This is a genomic window from Streptomyces sp. BPTC-684 (assembly GCF_030028635.1).
Classification (GTDB): domain Bacteria; phylum Actinomycetota; class Actinomycetes; order Streptomycetales; family Streptomycetaceae; genus Streptomyces; species Streptomyces noboritoensis.
Genome location: NZ_CP124863.1, coordinates 80,278 through 95,471, shown reverse-complemented (window position 1 = coordinate 95,471; position 15,194 = coordinate 80,278). Strand labels below are relative to the sequence as shown.

General features: G+C 71.7%; 12 protein-coding genes. 11 read left to right on the top strand and 1 reads right to left on the bottom strand.

Going from position 1 to position 15,194, the window contains the following annotated elements:
- Window positions 1-85 precede the first annotated feature (85 nt).
- The 10 genes from hpnE (at window position 86) to QIY60_RS00390 (ending at window position 11,711) form a co-directional block, all read left to right on the top strand.
- Window positions 86-1,483, top strand: a complete 1,398-nt coding sequence (gene hpnE / locus QIY60_RS00435; protein WP_283140540.1) for a hydroxysqualene dehydroxylase HpnE — start codon at window positions 86-88, stop codon at window positions 1,481-1,483.
- Complete coding sequence (locus tag QIY60_RS00430) at window positions 1,480-2,583, top strand: polyprenyl synthetase family protein (protein WP_283140539.1); 1,104 nt, start codon at window positions 1,480-1,482, stop codon at window positions 2,581-2,583. The genes hpnE and QIY60_RS00430 overlap by 4 nt, the downstream gene beginning before the upstream one ends.
- A gap of 111 nt (window positions 2,584-2,694) precedes the next feature.
- Complete coding sequence (shc, locus tag QIY60_RS00425) at window positions 2,695-4,686, top strand: squalene--hopene cyclase (protein ID WP_283140538.1); 1,992 nt, start codon at window positions 2,695-2,697, stop codon at window positions 4,684-4,686.
- Window positions 4,686-5,339, top strand: coding sequence for a 1-hydroxy-2-methyl-2-butenyl 4-diphosphate reductase (locus QIY60_RS00420; protein ID WP_283140537.1), 654 nt, complete (start codon window positions 4,686-4,688; stop codon window positions 5,337-5,339). The genes shc and QIY60_RS00420 overlap by 1 nt, the downstream gene beginning before the upstream one ends.
- 5 nt (window positions 5,340-5,344) lie before the next feature.
- On the top strand, window positions 5,345-6,367 hold the full coding sequence (gene hpnH, locus QIY60_RS00415; RefSeq protein ID WP_283140536.1) for an adenosyl-hopene transferase HpnH: 1,023 nt from the start codon (window positions 5,345-5,347) through the stop codon (window positions 6,365-6,367).
- Window positions 6,368-6,371: 4 nt separating this feature from the next.
- Window positions 6,372-7,541, top strand: a complete 1,170-nt coding sequence (ispG, locus tag QIY60_RS00410; protein ID WP_283140535.1) for a flavodoxin-dependent (E)-4-hydroxy-3-methylbut-2-enyl-diphosphate synthase — start codon at window positions 6,372-6,374, stop codon at window positions 7,539-7,541.
- Between the two features lie 44 nt (window positions 7,542-7,585).
- Window positions 7,586-9,493, top strand: coding sequence for a 1-deoxy-D-xylulose-5-phosphate synthase (gene dxs / locus QIY60_RS00405; protein ID WP_283140534.1), 1,908 nt, complete (start codon window positions 7,586-7,588; stop codon window positions 9,491-9,493).
- On the top strand, window positions 9,490-10,887 hold the full coding sequence (locus tag QIY60_RS00400) for an aspartate aminotransferase family protein (RefSeq protein WP_283140533.1): 1,398 nt from the start codon (window positions 9,490-9,492) through the stop codon (window positions 10,885-10,887). Before dxs ends, QIY60_RS00400 begins: the two co-directional genes overlap by 4 nt.
- A 61-nt stretch (window positions 10,888-10,948) precedes the next feature.
- The gene (locus tag QIY60_RS00395) at window positions 10,949-11,557 is read left to right on the top strand and encodes a helix-turn-helix domain-containing protein (protein ID WP_266985676.1); all 609 of its coding nucleotides are present in this window, start codon (window positions 10,949-10,951) and stop codon (window positions 11,555-11,557) included.
- 10 nt (window positions 11,558-11,567) lie between these two features.
- Window positions 11,568-11,711: a DUF6126 family protein gene (locus tag QIY60_RS00390; protein ID WP_283140532.1), complete on the top strand. Its 144-nt coding sequence runs from the start codon at window positions 11,568-11,570 to the stop codon at window positions 11,709-11,711.
- Window positions 11,712-11,724: 13 nt separating this feature from the next.
- On the opposite strand, the gene QIY60_RS00385 is transcribed toward QIY60_RS00390, so the two are convergent.
- A complete protein-coding gene (locus QIY60_RS00385) occupies window positions 11,725-12,540 on the bottom strand; it encodes a tyrosine-protein phosphatase (protein ID WP_283140531.1) in 816 nt (271 codons plus the stop codon).
- A gap of 197 nt (window positions 12,541-12,737) precedes the next feature.
- Between QIY60_RS00385 and QIY60_RS00380 the strand changes: the two genes are divergently transcribed.
- A complete protein-coding gene (locus QIY60_RS00380) occupies window positions 12,738-14,852 on the top strand; it encodes an alpha-galactosidase (protein WP_283140530.1) in 2,115 nt (704 codons plus the stop codon).
- Window positions 14,853-15,194 lie beyond the last annotated feature (342 nt).

Sequence of the window (15,194 nt, the reverse complement as noted above, 5' to 3'; positions counted from 1 at the left end):
GTGCAACCCTCGCTCCGGCCGGGGCGTCCCTGACTGCGACGGCCGGGCGTGCGCACGACACCGGCACGGCCGGAGGGGAGGGCGCATGACAGCCCCGCAGCCCGAACGCGCGGTGGTCGTCGGCGGAGGCCTGGCCGGAATCACCGCCGCGCTCGAACTGGCCGACGCCGGCCTCGGGGTGACCCTGATCGAGGGCCGCCCGCGCCTCGGCGGCCTCGCCTTCTCCTTCCGGCGCGGCGAGCTCACCGTCGACAACGGCCAGCACGTCTATCTGCGCTGCTGCACGGCCTACGGCTGGTTCCTCGACCGGGTCGGCGGTACGCACCTGGCGCCCCTCCAGGACCGCCTCGACGTGCCCGTCCTGGACGTCGCCCACCCCGGCGGGCCCCGGCTCGGCCGACTGCGCCGCAGCGCCCTGCCCGTACCGCTCCACCTGGCCAGGAGCCTCGCCACCTATCCGCACCTCTCGCTCGCCGAGCGGGCCTCGGTCGGGCGTGCCGCACTCGCGCTCAAGCGCCTGGACCCGGCCGACCCGGCGCTCGACGGGGTGGACTTCGCGACCTGGCTCGGCCGCCACGGCCAGTCCGCCCGCACCGTCGAGGCCCTGTGGGACCTGGTCGGCGTGGCGACCCTGAACGCGACCGCGCCGTACGCCTCCCTGGGGCTCGCCGCGATGGTCTTCAAGACCGGTCTGCTCTCCGAGCCGGGCGCGGCCGACATCGGCTGGGCGCACGTACCGCTGGGCGAGCTCCACGACACGCTGGCCCGCAAGGCGCTCGCCTCCGCCGGGGTGCGGGTGGAGACCCGTACCAAGGCGGACTCGCTGTCCCGTACCGAGAGCGGCGCCTGGCGGGTCGAGGCGGGCGGCGAGACGCTGGACGCCGAGGTGGTCGTCCTGGCCGTCCCGCAGCGCGAGGCGCACGACCTGCTGCCCCAGGGCGCGCTCGACGACCCGGGCAAGCTGCTCGACATCGGCACCGCGCCCATCCTCAACCTGCACGTCGTCTACGACCGCAAGGTGCTGCGGCAGCCCTTCTTCGCCGCCCTCGGCTCGCCCGTGCAGTGGGTCTTCGACCGCACCGAGTCGTCGGGCCTCGCGGACTCTCCCGGCGGGCAGGGCTGCCAGTACCTGGCGGTGTCCCAGTCGGCCGCCGAGGACGAGATCGACGAGCCGGTGGCCGCGCTGCGCGCGCGCTACCTGCCCGAGCTCGAACGGCTGCTGCCCGCCGCGCGCGGCGCGGGCGTACGGGACTTCTTCGTGACCCGGGAGCGGACAGCGACGTTCGCCCCCACCCCCGGCGTGGGACGGCTGCGGCCGGGCGCGCGCACCAATGCGCCCGGCCTGTACCTGGCGGGCGCGTGGACCGCCACCGGCTGGCCCGCGACGATGGAGAGCGCCGTACGCAGCGGATTCAGCGCCGCGGGCGCGGCTCTCGCCGTACTCGGCCGCTCTCACGCCCACCCGCTTCAGGAGGCGGCATGACCCTTAGCAGCACTGGAACAAGAGGAGAGACTGTGCCGACTGTGCCTTCGGCGAACTCGGCTGTCGACACCGTGGACGTCGCCGCGCTTCTGGAGCGCGGGCGGACGCTGTCCACACCGGTGCTGCGCACGGCCGTGGACCGGCTCGCGGCCCCCATGGACACCGTCGCGGCCTACCACTTCGGGTGGATCGACGCCCAGGGCAACCCGGCGGACGGCGACGGCGGCAAGGCGGTGCGGCCCGCGCTCGCGCTCCTGTCCGCCGAGGCGGCCGGGGCCCGGCCCGAGGTCGGCGTGCCCGGCGCGGTCGCGGTCGAGCTCGTCCACAACTTCTCGCTGCTCCACGACGACCTGATGGACGGCGACGAGCAGCGCCGCCACCGGGACACGGTGTGGAAGGTGCACGGCCCGGCGCAGGCCATCCTCGTCGGCGACGCGCTGTTCGCGCTGGCCAACGAGGTCCTGCTGGAGCTCGGCACGGTCGAGGCGGGGCGCGCCACGCGCCGGCTGACCACCGCCAGCCGCAAGCTCATCGACGGCCAGGCCCAGGACATCTCGTACGAGCACCGCGAGCGGGTCACCGTCGAGGAGTGCCTGGAGATGGAGGGCAACAAGACGGGCGCCCTGCTCGCCTGCGCCTGCTCCATCGGCGCGGTGCTCGGCGGCGCCGACGACAAGACCGCCGACACCCTTGAGGCGTACGGCTACCACCTCGGCCTCGCCTTCCAGGCCGTCGACGACCTGCTCGGCATCTGGGGCGACCCGGAGGCCACCGGCAAGCAGACCTGGAGCGACCTGCGCCAGCGCAAGAAGTCCCTGCCGGTGGTGGCCGCGCTCGCGGCCGGCGGCCCGGCCTCCGAGCGGCTGGGCGAGCTGCTCGCCGCCGACGCCAAGAGCAACGACTTCGACACCTTCTCCGAGGAGGAGTTCGCCACCCGGGCCGCGCTCATCGAGGAGGCGGGCGGCCGCGAGTGGACCTCGCAGGAGGCCCGCAGGCAGCACGCCGTGGCGATCGAGGCACTGGGAGCCGTCGACATGCCCGAGCGGGTGCGGGCGCAGCTGACCGCGCTGGCCGACTTCGTGGTCGTACGGAAGAGATGATCACCATTCGCATATGACGCGACGTCGCCGGAGCGGGCCCGCCAGGGGGCCGCGTCCGACGGAGACCCCAGCACAGCAGAAGGACCACTGCACTTGCATTAAGGGGAAGCCATGACAGCGACGACCGACGGAAGCGCCGGGGCCCCGCGGCCCCCGGCCGCCGCGGCCAGCGGACCGACCGCACCGCCCGGCGCGGACGAGGTGCTCGACGCCGCCCGGCGGGCGGCGGACCGCGCGGTCGAGCACCTGCTGGGCAGGCAGGACGCCCTCGGCTGGTGGAAGGGCGACCTGGAGACCAACGTCACCATGGACGCCGAGGACCTGCTGCTCCGTCAGTTCCTCGGGATCCAGGACGAGAAGACCGTCCAGGCGGCCGCGCTCTTCATCCGGGGCGAGCAGTGCGACGACGGCACCTGGGCCACCTTCTACGGCGGCCCCTCCGAGCTGTCCGCCACCGTCGAGGCGTACGTGGCGCTGCGGCTCGCCGGGGACCGGCCGGACGACCCGCACATGGCGCGGGCCTCGGCGTGGGTCAGGAGCCAGGGCGGCATCGCCGCCTGCCGGGTCTTCACCCGGATCTGGCTGGCCCTGTTCGGCTGGTGGAAGTGGGACGACCTGCCGGAGCTGCCGCCGGAGCTGATCTTCCTGCCCAAGTGGTTCCCGCTGAACATCTACGACTTCGGCTGCTGGGCCCGGCAGACGATCGTGCCGCTCACGGTGGTCTCCGCCAAGCGGCCGGTGCGGCCCGCGCCCTTCGCGCTCGACGAGCTGCACACCGACGCGCGCGACCCCAACCCCGCCAAGAAGCTCGCCCCGGCCGCGAGCTGGGACGGCGCCTTCCAGCGGCTCGACAAGGCGCTGCACGTCTACCACCGCCTCGCCCCGCGCAGGCTGCGCCGCGCCGCGATGAACACCGCCGCCCGCTGGATCGTCGAGCGCCAGGAGAACGACGGCTGCTGGGGCGGCATCCAGCCGCCCGCGGTCTACTCGGTGATCGCCCTGCACCTGCTCGGCTACGACCTCCAGCACCCGGTGATGCGGGCCGGGCTCGAATCCCTCGACCGGTTCGCGGTCTGGCGCGAGGACGGCGCCCGGATGATCGAGGCCTGCCAGTCCCCGGTGTGGGACACCTGCCTGGCCACCATCGCGCTCGCCGACGGAGGGCTGCCCGCCGACCACCCGGCCCTGGTCAAGGCCGTCGACTGGATGCTCGGCGAGGAGATCGTCCGGCCGGGCGACTGGGCGGTGAAGAAGCCCCAACTGCCGCCGGGCGGCTGGGCGTTCGAGTTCCACAACGACAACTACCCGGACATCGACGACACCGCCGAGGTGATCCTCGCGCTGCGCCGGGTGCGCCACCCCGACCCCGAGCGGGTCGAGGGCGCGATCGGCCGGGCCGCGCGCTGGACGCTGGGCATGCAGTCGAGGAACGGGGCGTGGGGCGCCTTCGACGCCGACAACACCAGCCCGTTCCCCAACCGGCTGCCGTTCTGCGACTTCGGCGAGGTCATCGACCCGCCGTCGGCCGACGTCACCGCGCACGTGCTTGAGATGCTGGCGGTCGAGGGCCGGGCCCACGAGCCGCGCGCCCGTCGGGGCATCGAGTGGCTGCTCGCCGAACAGGAGGCGAGCGGCGCCTGGTTCGGGCGCTGGGGCGTCAACTACGTCTACGGCACCGGCTCGGTGGTGCCGGCGCTGACGGCCGCCGGCCTGCCCGCCTCGCACCCGGCGATCCGCCGGGCCGTCGGCTGGCTGGAGTCGGTGCAGAACGAGGACGGCGGCTGGGGCGAGGACCTGCGCTCCTACCGGGAGGAGGAGTGGATCGGGCACGGCGCCTCGACCGCCTCCCAGACCGCCTGGGCGCTGCTCGCGCTGCTGGCGGCGGGGGAGCGGGACGGCAAGGCGGTCGAGCGGGGCGTGGCCTGGCTCGCCGGGACCCAGCTGGCGGACGGCTCCTGGGACGAGCCGTACTTCACCGGCACCGGGTTCCCCTGGGACTTCTCGATCAACTACCACCTCTACCGCCAGGTGTTCCCGCTCACCGCGCTCGGCCGCTACGTCCATGGAGAACCGTTCTCCCCCAACGGCCACAAGGGGAAGTGATGGACGCACTCCCCGCCCTCCCCGAGCCCGTGCCGCTGCTGGTCGCCTGCGCGCTCACCATCGAGGAGCTGGCGCTGCGCAGCGGCGGCCGGGGCCGGACACCCGGCCAGGTGGTCACCGTGCTGCGCAGCGGCATGGGCCCCAGAGCCGCCGAGCGGGCCGTGCTGCGCGGCCTGGGCACCTCGGCCAACCGGGAGGCGGCCGTGATCGCCTCCGGGTTCTGCGCCGGCCTGGCCCCCGGGATGCACCCCGGGGACCTGGTCGTCGCCTCGGAGACCCGCGACCCGCGCGGCACCACCGCCTGCGTGGGTACGGAGGTGCTGGCCAAGGCGCTGACCGCGGCGCTGCCCGGCCGCACCGTGCACACCGGTCCGCTCACCGGCTCCGACCACGTGGTGCGTGGTCACGAACGGGCCGAGCTGCGCGCGACCGGGGCGATCGCCGTGGACATGGAGTCCGCGGCGACGCTGTGGAGCGCCGTCGGGGCCGGAGAGCGTCCGGTTGCGGCCGTACGGGTGGTCGTGGACGCTCCAGAACATGAACTCGTCCGGATCGGCACGGTACGCGGTGGAATATCTGCTTTCCGCGTTCTTCGTGCCGTCCTTCCCGCTTTCTTTGAATGGCACCGTTCTTTGCCGCTCCCCAGGAGGTGAGCCAGATGGCCATGCCGCTTCGCCAGTCCATCAGGGTCGGGACCTATCTTTTTGAACAGAAGCTCCGCAAGCGTGAGAAGTTCCCGCTGATCGTCGAGCTGGAGCCGCTCTTCGCGTGCAATCTGAAGTGCGAGGGCTGCGGGAAGATCCAGCATCCGGCCGGGATCCTGAAGCAGCGCATGCCGGTGGCCCAGGCCGTGGGCGCCGTCCTGGAGTCGGGCGCCCCGATGGTCTCCATCGCGGGCGGCGAGCCCCTGATGCATCCTCAGATCGACGAGATCGTGCGCCAGTTGGTGGCGAGGAAGAAGTACGTCTTCCTCTGCACCAACGCCCTGCTGCTGCGCAAGAAGCTGGAGAAGTTCACCCCGTCCCCGTACTTCGCGTTCGCCGTGCACATCGACGGGCTGCGCGAGCGGCACGACGAGTCGGTGGCGAAGGAGGGCGTGTTCGACGAGGCGGTGGCGGCGATCAAGGAGGCCAAGCGCCGCGGCTTCCGGGTCACCACCAACTCCACCTTCTTCAACACCGACACCCCGCAGACGATCATCGAGGTGCTCAACTTCCTCAACGACGACCTCCAGGTCGACGAGATGATGATCTCGCCCGCGTACGCCTACGAGAAGGCACCCGACCAGGAGCACTTCCTGGGCGTCGAGCAGACCCGCGAGCTCTTCAAGAAGGCGTTCTCCGGCGGCAACCGGCGCCGCTGGCGGCTCAACCACTCCCCGCTCTTCCTGGACTTCCTGGAGGGCAAGGCGGACTTCCCGTGCACGGCCTGGGCGATCCCCAACTACTCGCTCTTCGGCTGGCAGCGGCCCTGCTACCTGATGAGCGACGGGTACGTACCGACGTACCGGCAGCTCGTCGAGGAGACCGACTGGGACAAGTACGGCCGGGGCAAGGACGACCGATGCGCCAACTGCATGGCGCACTGCGGCTACGAGCCCACCGCCGTCCTCGCGACCATGGGGTCGCTCAAGGAGTCGCTGCGCGCGGTCCGCGAGACCGTGCAGGGAAACCGCGGGTGACGTGATGAGGACCGGAGAGCCCGTCTCCCTGGGTCTCCCCGCGCTGCCGGCCCGGCCGCTGGCGATGCGCCGCCCCTCGCGGCGCATCCAGGTCGGGTCGGTGGCCATCGGCGGGGACGCTCCTGTTTCGGTGCAGTCGATGACGACGACGCGTACGTCGGACATCGGTGCGACGCTTCAGCAGATCGCGGAGTTGACGGCGTCGGGCTGTCAGATCGTGCGGGTGGCGTGTCCGACGCAGGATGACGCGGATGCGCTGGCGACGATTGCGAAGAAGTCGCAGATTCCGGTGATCGCGGATATTCATTTCCAGCCGAAGTACGTGTTCGCGGCGATTGATGCCGGGTGTGCGGCGGTGCGGGTGAATCCGGGCAATATCAAGCAGTTCGACGACAAGGTGAAGGAGATCGCGCGGGCGGCGAAGGATGCGGGGACGCCGATTCGTATCGGGGTGAACGCGGGGTCGCTGGATGCGCGGTTGCTGAGGAAGTACGGGAAGGCCACGCCCGAGGCGCTGGTGGAGTCGGCGCTGTGGGAGGCGTCGCTGTTCGAGGAGCACGACTTCCGGGACATCAAGATCTCGGTGAAGCACAACGACCCGGTGGTCATGGTCGAGGCGTACCGGCAGCTGGCCGCGCGGTGTGACTATCCGCTGCACCTGGGTGTGACGGAGGCGGGTCCGGCGTTCCAGGGCACGATCAAGTCGGCGGTGGCTTTTGGGGCGTTGCTGAGTCAGGGGATCGGGGACACGATCCGGGTCTCGCTGTCGGCGCCGCCGGCGGAGGAGATCAAGGTGGGGATGCAGATTCTGGAGTCGTTGAATCTGCGTCAGCGTCGTCTGGAGATCGTGTCGTGTCCGTCGTGTGGGCGGGCGCAGGTGGATGTGTACAAGCTGGCTGAGGAGGTCACGGCGGGTCTGGAGGGCATGGAGGTGCCTTTGCGGGTCGCGGTGATGGGGTGTGTGGTGAACGGGCCGGGTGAGGCGCGTGAGGCGGATCTGGGTGTCGCCTCGGGCAACGGCAAGGGGCAGATCTTCGTGAAGGGTGAGGTCATCAAGACGGTGCCCGAGTCGAAGATCGTCGAGACGCTGATCGACGAGGCGATGAAGATCGCCCAGGAGATGAAGGGGGAGGGCGTCGCCTCCGGCGTCCCGAGCGTCACCGCACGGGGCTGACCGGCACCACCGAGAGCTGAACGGGATCCGAAGGGGGCTCCAGCGTGACGATCTTGGAGAATGTTCGGGGGCCGCACGACCTCAAGGCGCTGGACGGCGCCCAACTCACCGCGCTGTCCCAGGAGATCAGGGAGTTCCTGATCCACGCGGTGGCGCGGACCGGGGGCCATCTCGGGCCCAATCTGGGGGTGGTGGAGCTCTCCATCGCCCTCCACCGGACCTTCGACTCACCGGTCGACCGCATTCTGTGGGACACCGGGCACCAGAGCTACGTACACAAACTGCTCACCGGGCGCCAGGACTTCTCCAAGCTGCGCTCCAAGGGCGGGCTCTCCGGCTACCCCTCGCGCGCCGAGTCCGAGCACGACGTCATCGAGAACTCGCACGCCTCGACCGTGCTCGGCTGGGCCGACGGGCTCGCCAAGGCCAACACCATCCTGAAGAGGGACGCCCATGTCGTCGCGGTCATCGGCGACGGCGCGCTCACCGGCGGCATGGCCTGGGAGGCCCTCAACAACATCGCGGCCGCCCGGGACCGGCCGCTGATCATCGTCGTCAACGACAACGAGCGCTCCTACGGCCCCACCATCGGCGGCCTCGCCAACCATCTGGCCACCCTGCGCACCACCGACGGGTACGAGCGGTTCCTGGCCTGGGGCAAGCAGGTGCTCCAGCAGACGCCGGTGGTGGGGCGGCCGCTGTACGAGTCGCTGCACGGCGCCAAGAAGGGGTTCAAGGACGCGTTCGCGCCGCAGGGCATGTTCGAGGACCTGGGGCTGAAGTACGTGGGGCCCATCGACGGGCACGACATCGAGGCCGTCGAGTCGGCGCTGCGGCGCGCCAAGCGCTTCCACGGCCCCGTCCTCGTGCACTGCCTCACCGAGAAGGGGCGCGGCTACCAGCCCGCCCTGGACGACGAGGCCGACCGCTTCCACGCGGTCGGCGCGATGGACCCGCTCACCTGCGAACCGCTGACGCCGTCCAACGGCCCGTCCTGGACCTCGGTGTTCGGCAAGGAGCTGGCCGCGCTCGGCGAGGAGCGGCCGGACATCGTGGCGATCACCGCCGCGATGCTCCACCCCACCGGGCTCACCGAGTTCGCCGCGCGCTTCCCCGACCGGGTCTGGGACGTGGGGATAGCCGAGCAGCACGCGGCCGTCTCGGCGGCCGGGCTCGCCACCGGCGGACTGCACCCCGTCGTCGCCGTCTACGCCACCTTCCTCAACCGCGCCTTCGACCAGGTCCTGATGGACGTCGCCCTGCACAGGTGCGGAGTGACGTTCGTGCTGGACCGGGCCGGGATCACCGGGGTCGACGGCGCCTCGCACAACGGCATGTGGGACCTCTCCGTCCTCCAGGTCGTGCCCGGGCTGCGGATCGCCGCCCCGCGTGACGCGGCGCAGCTGCGGGCCCAGCTGCGCGAGGCGGTCGAGGTCGACGACGCCCCGACGGTGCTCCGCTTCCCCAAGGAGTCGGTGGGCCCCGACATCCCCGCGCTGGAGCGCACCGGCTCCATCGACGTGCTGCGCCGCGACGAGGACGCCGAGGTGCTGCTCGTGGCGGTCGGGGTGCTCGCGCCGGTCTGCCTCCAGGCCGCCGACCTGCTCGCCGGGCGCGGCATCCGGTGCACGGTGGTGGACCCCCGCTGGGTCAAGCCCGTCGACGCGCAGCTGGCGCCGCTGGCCGAGCGGCACGCGCTGGTCGCGGTCGTGGAGGACAACAGCCGTACCGGCGGCGTCGGCTGGGCCGTCGGGCAGGCGCTGCGGGACGTCGGGGTGGACACCCCGCTGCGCACCTTCGGCATCCCCGAGCAGTTCCTCGCGCACGCCAAGCGCGCCGAGGTCCTCGCCGACATCGGGCTCACCCCGGTGGAGATCGCGGGACGGATCAGCGCCGCGCTGGCGGCGCGCCAGGACGCCGCCGCGGCGGCCGAGAAGGAGAACGACGCATGACCGACGGCGAACCCAAGGGCTTCGACCTGGCCCGGCTCCTCGCCGAGCGCGGGGCCGAGCGCTACGAGCTGCACACGAAATACCTCAACCACCAGCTGCCGCGCATGCTGCACACCATCGGCTTCGACAAGGTCTACGAGCGGGCCGAGGGCGCGTACTTCTGGGACGCGGACGGCCAGGACTACCTGGACATGCTCGCCGGCTTCGGGGTGATGGGCCTGGGCCGCCACCACCCCGTCGTACGCAAGGCGCTCCACGACGTGCTGGACGCCTCGCTCGCGGACCTCACCCGCTTCGACTGCCAGCCGCTGCCCGGCCTGCTCGCCGAGAAGCTGCTCGCCCACAGCCCGCACCTGGACCGGGTGTTCTTCGGCAACAGCGGTACGGAAGCGGTGGAGACCGCCCTGAAGTTCGCCCGGTACGCCACCGGCCGCCCCAGGGTCCTGTACTGCGCGCACGCCTTCCACGGGCTGACCACCGGCTCGCTCTCGGTCAACGGCGAGTCGGGCTTCCGCGACGGCTTCGCCCCGCTGCTGCCCGACACGGCGGTCCCGCTCGGCGATCTCGCCGCCCTGGAGCGGGAGTTGAAGCGCGGGGACGTGGCCGCGCTGATCGTCGAGCCGATCCAGGGCAAGGGCGTCCACGAGGCCCCGCCCGGCTATCTGCTCGCCGCGCAGGAGCTGCTCCACAAGCACAAGGCGCTGCTGATCGCGGACGAGGTGCAGACCGGGCTCGGCAGGACCGGCGACTTCTACGCGTACCAGCACGACGAGGGCGTCGAGCCGGACCTGGTCTGTGTCGCCAAGGCGCTCTCCGGCGGCTATGTGCCGGTCGGCGCGACCCTCGGCAAGGAGTGGATCTTCAAGAAGGTCTACTCGTCGATGGACCGCGTCCTGGTCCACTCCGCCAGCTTCGGCTCCAACGCCCAGGCGATGGCGGCGGGCCTCGCGGTGCTCTCGGTGATGGAGGACGAGGAGGTCGTCGCCAACGCGCGCGTCACCGGCGAACTCCTCAGGTCCCGGCTGGCCGCGCTGGTCGACCGCTACGAGCTGCTGCACGACGTGCGCGGGCGCGGGCTGATGGTCGGCATCGAGTTCGGCAAGCCCTCCTCGATGCGGCTGCGCGGCCGCTGGACGATGCTCCAGACCGCCCGCAAGGGACTGTTCGCGCAGATGGTCGTGGTGCCGCTGCTCCAGAAGCACCGCATCCTCACCCAGGTCTCCGGCGACCACCTGGAGGTGATCAAGCTGATCCCGCCGCTGACGATCGGCGAGCGCGAGGTGGACCGGTTCGTGGAGGCGTTCACCGCCGTGATGGACGACGCGCACGGCGGGGGAGGCCTGATGTGGGACTTCGGCAAGACCCTGGTCAAGCAGGCGGTCGCCAACCGGTAGGGGTTTTGCCTCTGGGGCAAAAAATTTGCCCCAGAGGCAACCCGCTGACTGAATGGAGTGCATGAGCACTCCCGCCGAAGGCGCCGGGGAGCCGGCCGGCCCCGCGCTCCCCGATGTCGCCCCGCGCCTGCGCGACCTGCGGCGCCGCCGGGGTCTCACCCTGGAGGCCGCCGCCCCGCGGGCCGGGCTTTCGCCGGCGCACCTCTCCCGGCTGGAGACGGGCGCCCGCCAGCCCTCGCTGCCGATGCTGCTCGCGCTCGCCCGTACCTACGGTACGACGGTCTCCGAGCTGCTCGGCGAGATGCCGCCCGAGCGCGAACCCGTCATCCGGGGCGGCCGCGCCGAGCCCGCCGAGGCCGACGGCTGGACCTACCACCGGGCGGGCCACCCGGGCCGGGCCATGCAGGCCCTGCGGGTGGAGGTCCCGTACGGCACCCAGCGCGAGCTCGTCCGCGTCCACCCGGGCGAGGAGTGGCTCCACGTCCTGTCCGGGCGGCTGCGGCTCACCCTCGGCGACGCCACGCACGAGCTCGACCCCGGCGACAGCGCGCACTTCGACTCGCTCACCCCGCACCGGATCTCCGCCGTCTCGCACGGCGGGGCCGCGTTCCTGTTCGTCCACACCCTGCTCCAGAGCCCCGATCCGCATCCGCACCACCCGCACGGCTGAGAGGTACGACATGTCGCAGAACCAGGGACGGTCCGGCGAGAGCACCCAGGAGACGAAGTTCCCCCGGGGCCTCGTGATCCGGCTCTTCGCCTACTTGATCGCGGGCCACATCTTCGCGGCCTTCCTCTACCTCCTGTTCACGGTGGGCAAGTGAGACGTCGCACGGCTTACGCGGCGTCCTCGACCAGGCGGTCCTTGAGCCGCTCGCGCGTCTCCTCCGTCAGGCCCAGGCCCTCGGTCAGGTACCGGTCCGTGCTGCCCCAGGTCTCCTCGATCGTGTCGAAGGCCGCGTGCAGATAGCTCGCGCGGGCGTCGAAGAGGGGGTTGAGCAGCTCCACGATCTCCGCGTTCAGCCCGGCCGCCGAGGTGTCGCTGCGGTGCATCTTGTAGCGGCGGTGCGGGTCGTTGGACTTCAGGTAGTCCGCCTCGATGGCCTCCCGCTCGACGCCCACCGCCAGCAGCGACACCGCGATCGACAGGCCCGCGCGGTCCTTGCCCGCCGCGCAGTGCATCAGGGCCGGGACGCTGTCCTCGGCGAGCGCGTGCAGCACCCGGCTGTGCTCGGCCGTGCGCTCGCGGATGATCGTCCGGTACGAGCGGGCCATCCGGTCGGCGCCCCGGCCGTCGGACAGGACCGACCGCAGCTGGTTGATGTCGCCGTCGCGGACCATCTTCCAGAACTCGGCCCCGTCGGCGGGGTCCGTCAGCGGTATGTTCACATTGCGCACCCCCGGCAGGTCCACGTCCGGGCCCTCCAGCCTCTGGTCCGCCGCGTTGCGGAAGTCGAAGATGGTGTGCAGCCCCAGGGTGGCGAGGAAGGCCGCGTCCTGCTCGGTCGCGTGTGCCAGGTGGCCGCTGCGGAAGAGCCGTCCGTGCCGCAGCCGGCGGCCGTCCACGGTCGGCAGTCCGCCCACATCACGGAAGTTGCGCACCCCGGAGAGCTCGGGTTCGGTCGAAGGGATCTGCGGAGTCTGCTGCGTCACGTTGGCTCCTGATGTGGTTCGAAAAAAAGATCACGCCGCCTCGATCCGACGATACGACATGGGTTCCCGGGGCAATCATCTCGACGGCCGGACCGGAAGGCGACCCCCGCGCACCCGTTGCCCTCACGGGTGCGGCACCCCGATGCTGATGGTGGTGTTCGTGCCTGTGCGTACCTGTGCGGAACTGGGGGTCGGGGATGATCGAGACCGCGGACGGCGGACGGGTGTGGCTGCTCTCCGGCCGCACCAGTGGTTATGCGCTGCACCTCACGGACCACGGGGAACTCCTGCACCTGCACTGGGGCCCGCGGCTGGCCCTCGCCGACGCCGAGGCACTGGCAGCCCAGCCCCTCCCGCCCCACTGGCCCTTCGAGTCACCACTGGATGGTCAAGAGGAGTACGTGGTGGAGGGCGGGCCCCGTTTCGCGCGCCCCACGCTCTCCGTGCGCACCCCACAGACGCGCGGCACCGAGTGGACCTTCGCAGGCTCCGCGGTCGACGGCGACGAGCTGCGGCTGCGCTTCACCGACGCCGTGCACCGCCTTGGGCTCACCCTGCACTACCGGATGCGCGACGACGCCGACGTCGTCGAGCGCTGGGCGACTGTCGCCCACGAGGGCGCGGCCGGGGACCCGGACCTGGAGCTGCTGCGGGCCGACGCCGCCGTGTGGACGCTGCCGCTGCGCGACGGCTGGCGGCTCGGCCAGCTGCACGGCCGCTGGGCGGCCGAGTCCCGGCTCGTACGGGCCGAGCTCACGCCCGGCGACAAGGTGCTCGGCAGCCGCCGCGGCCACACCGGCCACCAGCACCTGCCCTGGGTCGCCCTGGACGCCGAGGGCGCCGCCACCGAGGAGGGCGGCGAGGTGTACGGGTGCGCGCTCGGCTGGTCCGGGTCCTGGCGCATCGCCGTACAGCACCTGCCGGACGGCCGGGTGCAGATCAGCGGCGGCGCCGGGTACGACGACTCCGGGTTGCTGTCGCTGGCGCCCGGCGCGTCGTACACCACTCCGGTCTTCGCCGGGCTGTGGAGCCCGGACGGCTTCGGCGGGGCCAGCAGGGAGTGGCACGCCTGGCAGCTGGCCCGGGTGATCCCGGGCGCCGAGCGGGTGCGGCCGGTGCTCTTCAACTCCTGGGAGGCCACCGGGTTCGCCATCTCCGAGCCGCAGCAGCGGGCGCTCGCGCACCGGGCGGCCGCGATGGGCGTCGAACTGTTCGTCATCGACGACGGCTGGTTCGGGGAGCGCACCCACGACGCGGCCGGGCTCGGCGACTGGACGCCCAACGCCGACCGCTTCCCCGGCGGCCTCAAGCCGCTCGCGGACGAGGTGCACGCGCTGGGCATGCGGTTCGGGATCTGGGTCGAGCCGGAGATGGTCAACCCCGACAGCGCGCTCTACCGGGCGCACCCGGAGTGGGCGCAGCACCAGAGCGGACGCCGGCGCACCGAGTTCCGCAACCAGCTGGTGCTCAACCTCGCCCGCCCGGACGTCCAGGAGTACCTCTGGGAGCAGTTGGACGGGCTCCTTTCGAGCGCGCCCGTCGACTATGTGAAGTGGGACTTCAACCGCTGCTTCACCGACGCGGGCTGGCCCGGCGAGGAGTATCCGCAGAAGCTCTGGATCGAGCATGTCCAGGCGCTGTACGGCCTGTTGGACCGGCTGCGGGCCGCGCACCCCTCGGTCGACTTCGAGTCCTGCTCGGGCGGCGGCGGCCGGATCGACCTCGGCATCCTCTCCCGTACGGACCAGGTATGGACCTCCGACAACACCGACCCGCTGGACCGGCTCGCCATCCAGGACGGCTTCAGCCAGCTGCACCCGGCCCGGGTGATGGCCGCCTGGGTCACCGACAGCCCCAACACCCAGCTCAACGGCCGCCGCAGCAGCCTGCGCTTCCGCTTCGTGAGCGCGATGGCCGGGGTGCTCGGCATCGGCGGGGACCTCACCCGGTGGAGCGAGGCCGAACTGGCCGAGGCGCGCGGGTGGGTGGAGCTGTACAAGGCGATCCGGCCGGTGGTGCAGCTCGGGGCCCAGTACCGGCTGCGGCCGCCGCGCGGCGGGCTCAGCGCCGTCCAATACGTGCGCGGCGACGACATCGTGGTCCTCGCCCACCTCCAGGCCCAGCACTACGGGGAGCGGCCCCAGGCCGTGCGGTTGCGCGGCCTGGACCCGGCGGCGGCCTATCGGTGCCTGGACACCGGGGCCGTACACAGGGGAGCGGTATTGCTGCACCGGGGTCTGGACACCGGGCTGCGGGGCGATCTTGATGCGGCGGTGTTCCGTTTCCGGCGGCTGGGCGCGCACCCGGCATAAGGAATTCGCGCTCTTGGTGAGGGAAGGAGCCCTATCGGGATGCACTGACCGAAACTGGACAGAGTGGGGCGATAAGTGGCGTGAAGGGGTGAATGGGTTGGAGCTTTCGCCCGGATTGGGCGATTTGATGATGCCTGTCCATCTCTCCGACGGGAAAAGGAAGTTGCCCGTGAGCAGCGTCATATCCGTGACGTTCCGTGGTGGCGGCCCCGAATGAATTCCCCCGTGCGGCGGGGCGTGTTGGGAATTCCGGTCGACGCAGGGTGACCGCAATTCCCGGCTGAATTCCCGGCCGGGAATGCCGAAGGCGAATGGGCACTTGTCGTGGCCCGCCGGGCTCGC

Bases quoted from the DNA above. Each gene is read 5' to 3' on its own strand.
- hpnE (WP_283140540.1), top strand. From the start codon at position 86: ATGACAGCCCCGCAGCCCGAACGCGCGGTGGTCGTCGGCGGAGGCCTG.
- QIY60_RS00430 (WP_283140539.1), top strand. From the start codon at position 1,480: ATGACCCTTAGCAGCACTGGAACAAGAGGAGAGACTGTGCCGACTGTG.
- shc (WP_283140538.1), top strand. From the start codon at position 2,695: ATGACAGCGACGACCGACGGAAGCGCCGGGGCCCCGCGGCCCCCGGCC.
- QIY60_RS00420 (WP_283140537.1), top strand. From the start codon at position 4,686: ATGGACGCACTCCCCGCCCTCCCCGAGCCCGTGCCGCTGCTGGTCGCC.
- hpnH (WP_283140536.1), top strand. From the start codon at position 5,345: ATGGCCATGCCGCTTCGCCAGTCCATCAGGGTCGGGACCTATCTTTTT.
- ispG (WP_283140535.1), top strand. From the start codon at position 6,372: ATGAGGACCGGAGAGCCCGTCTCCCTGGGTCTCCCCGCGCTGCCGGCC.
- QIY60_RS00400 (WP_283140533.1), top strand. From the start codon at position 9,490: ATGACCGACGGCGAACCCAAGGGCTTCGACCTGGCCCGGCTCCTCGCC.
- QIY60_RS00395 (WP_266985676.1), top strand. From the start codon at position 10,949: ATGAGCACTCCCGCCGAAGGCGCCGGGGAGCCGGCCGGCCCCGCGCTC.
- QIY60_RS00390 (WP_283140532.1), top strand. From the start codon at position 11,568: ATGTCGCAGAACCAGGGACGGTCCGGCGAGAGCACCCAGGAGACGAAG.
- QIY60_RS00380 (WP_283140530.1), top strand. From the start codon at position 12,738: ATGATCGAGACCGCGGACGGCGGACGGGTGTGGCTGCTCTCCGGCCGC.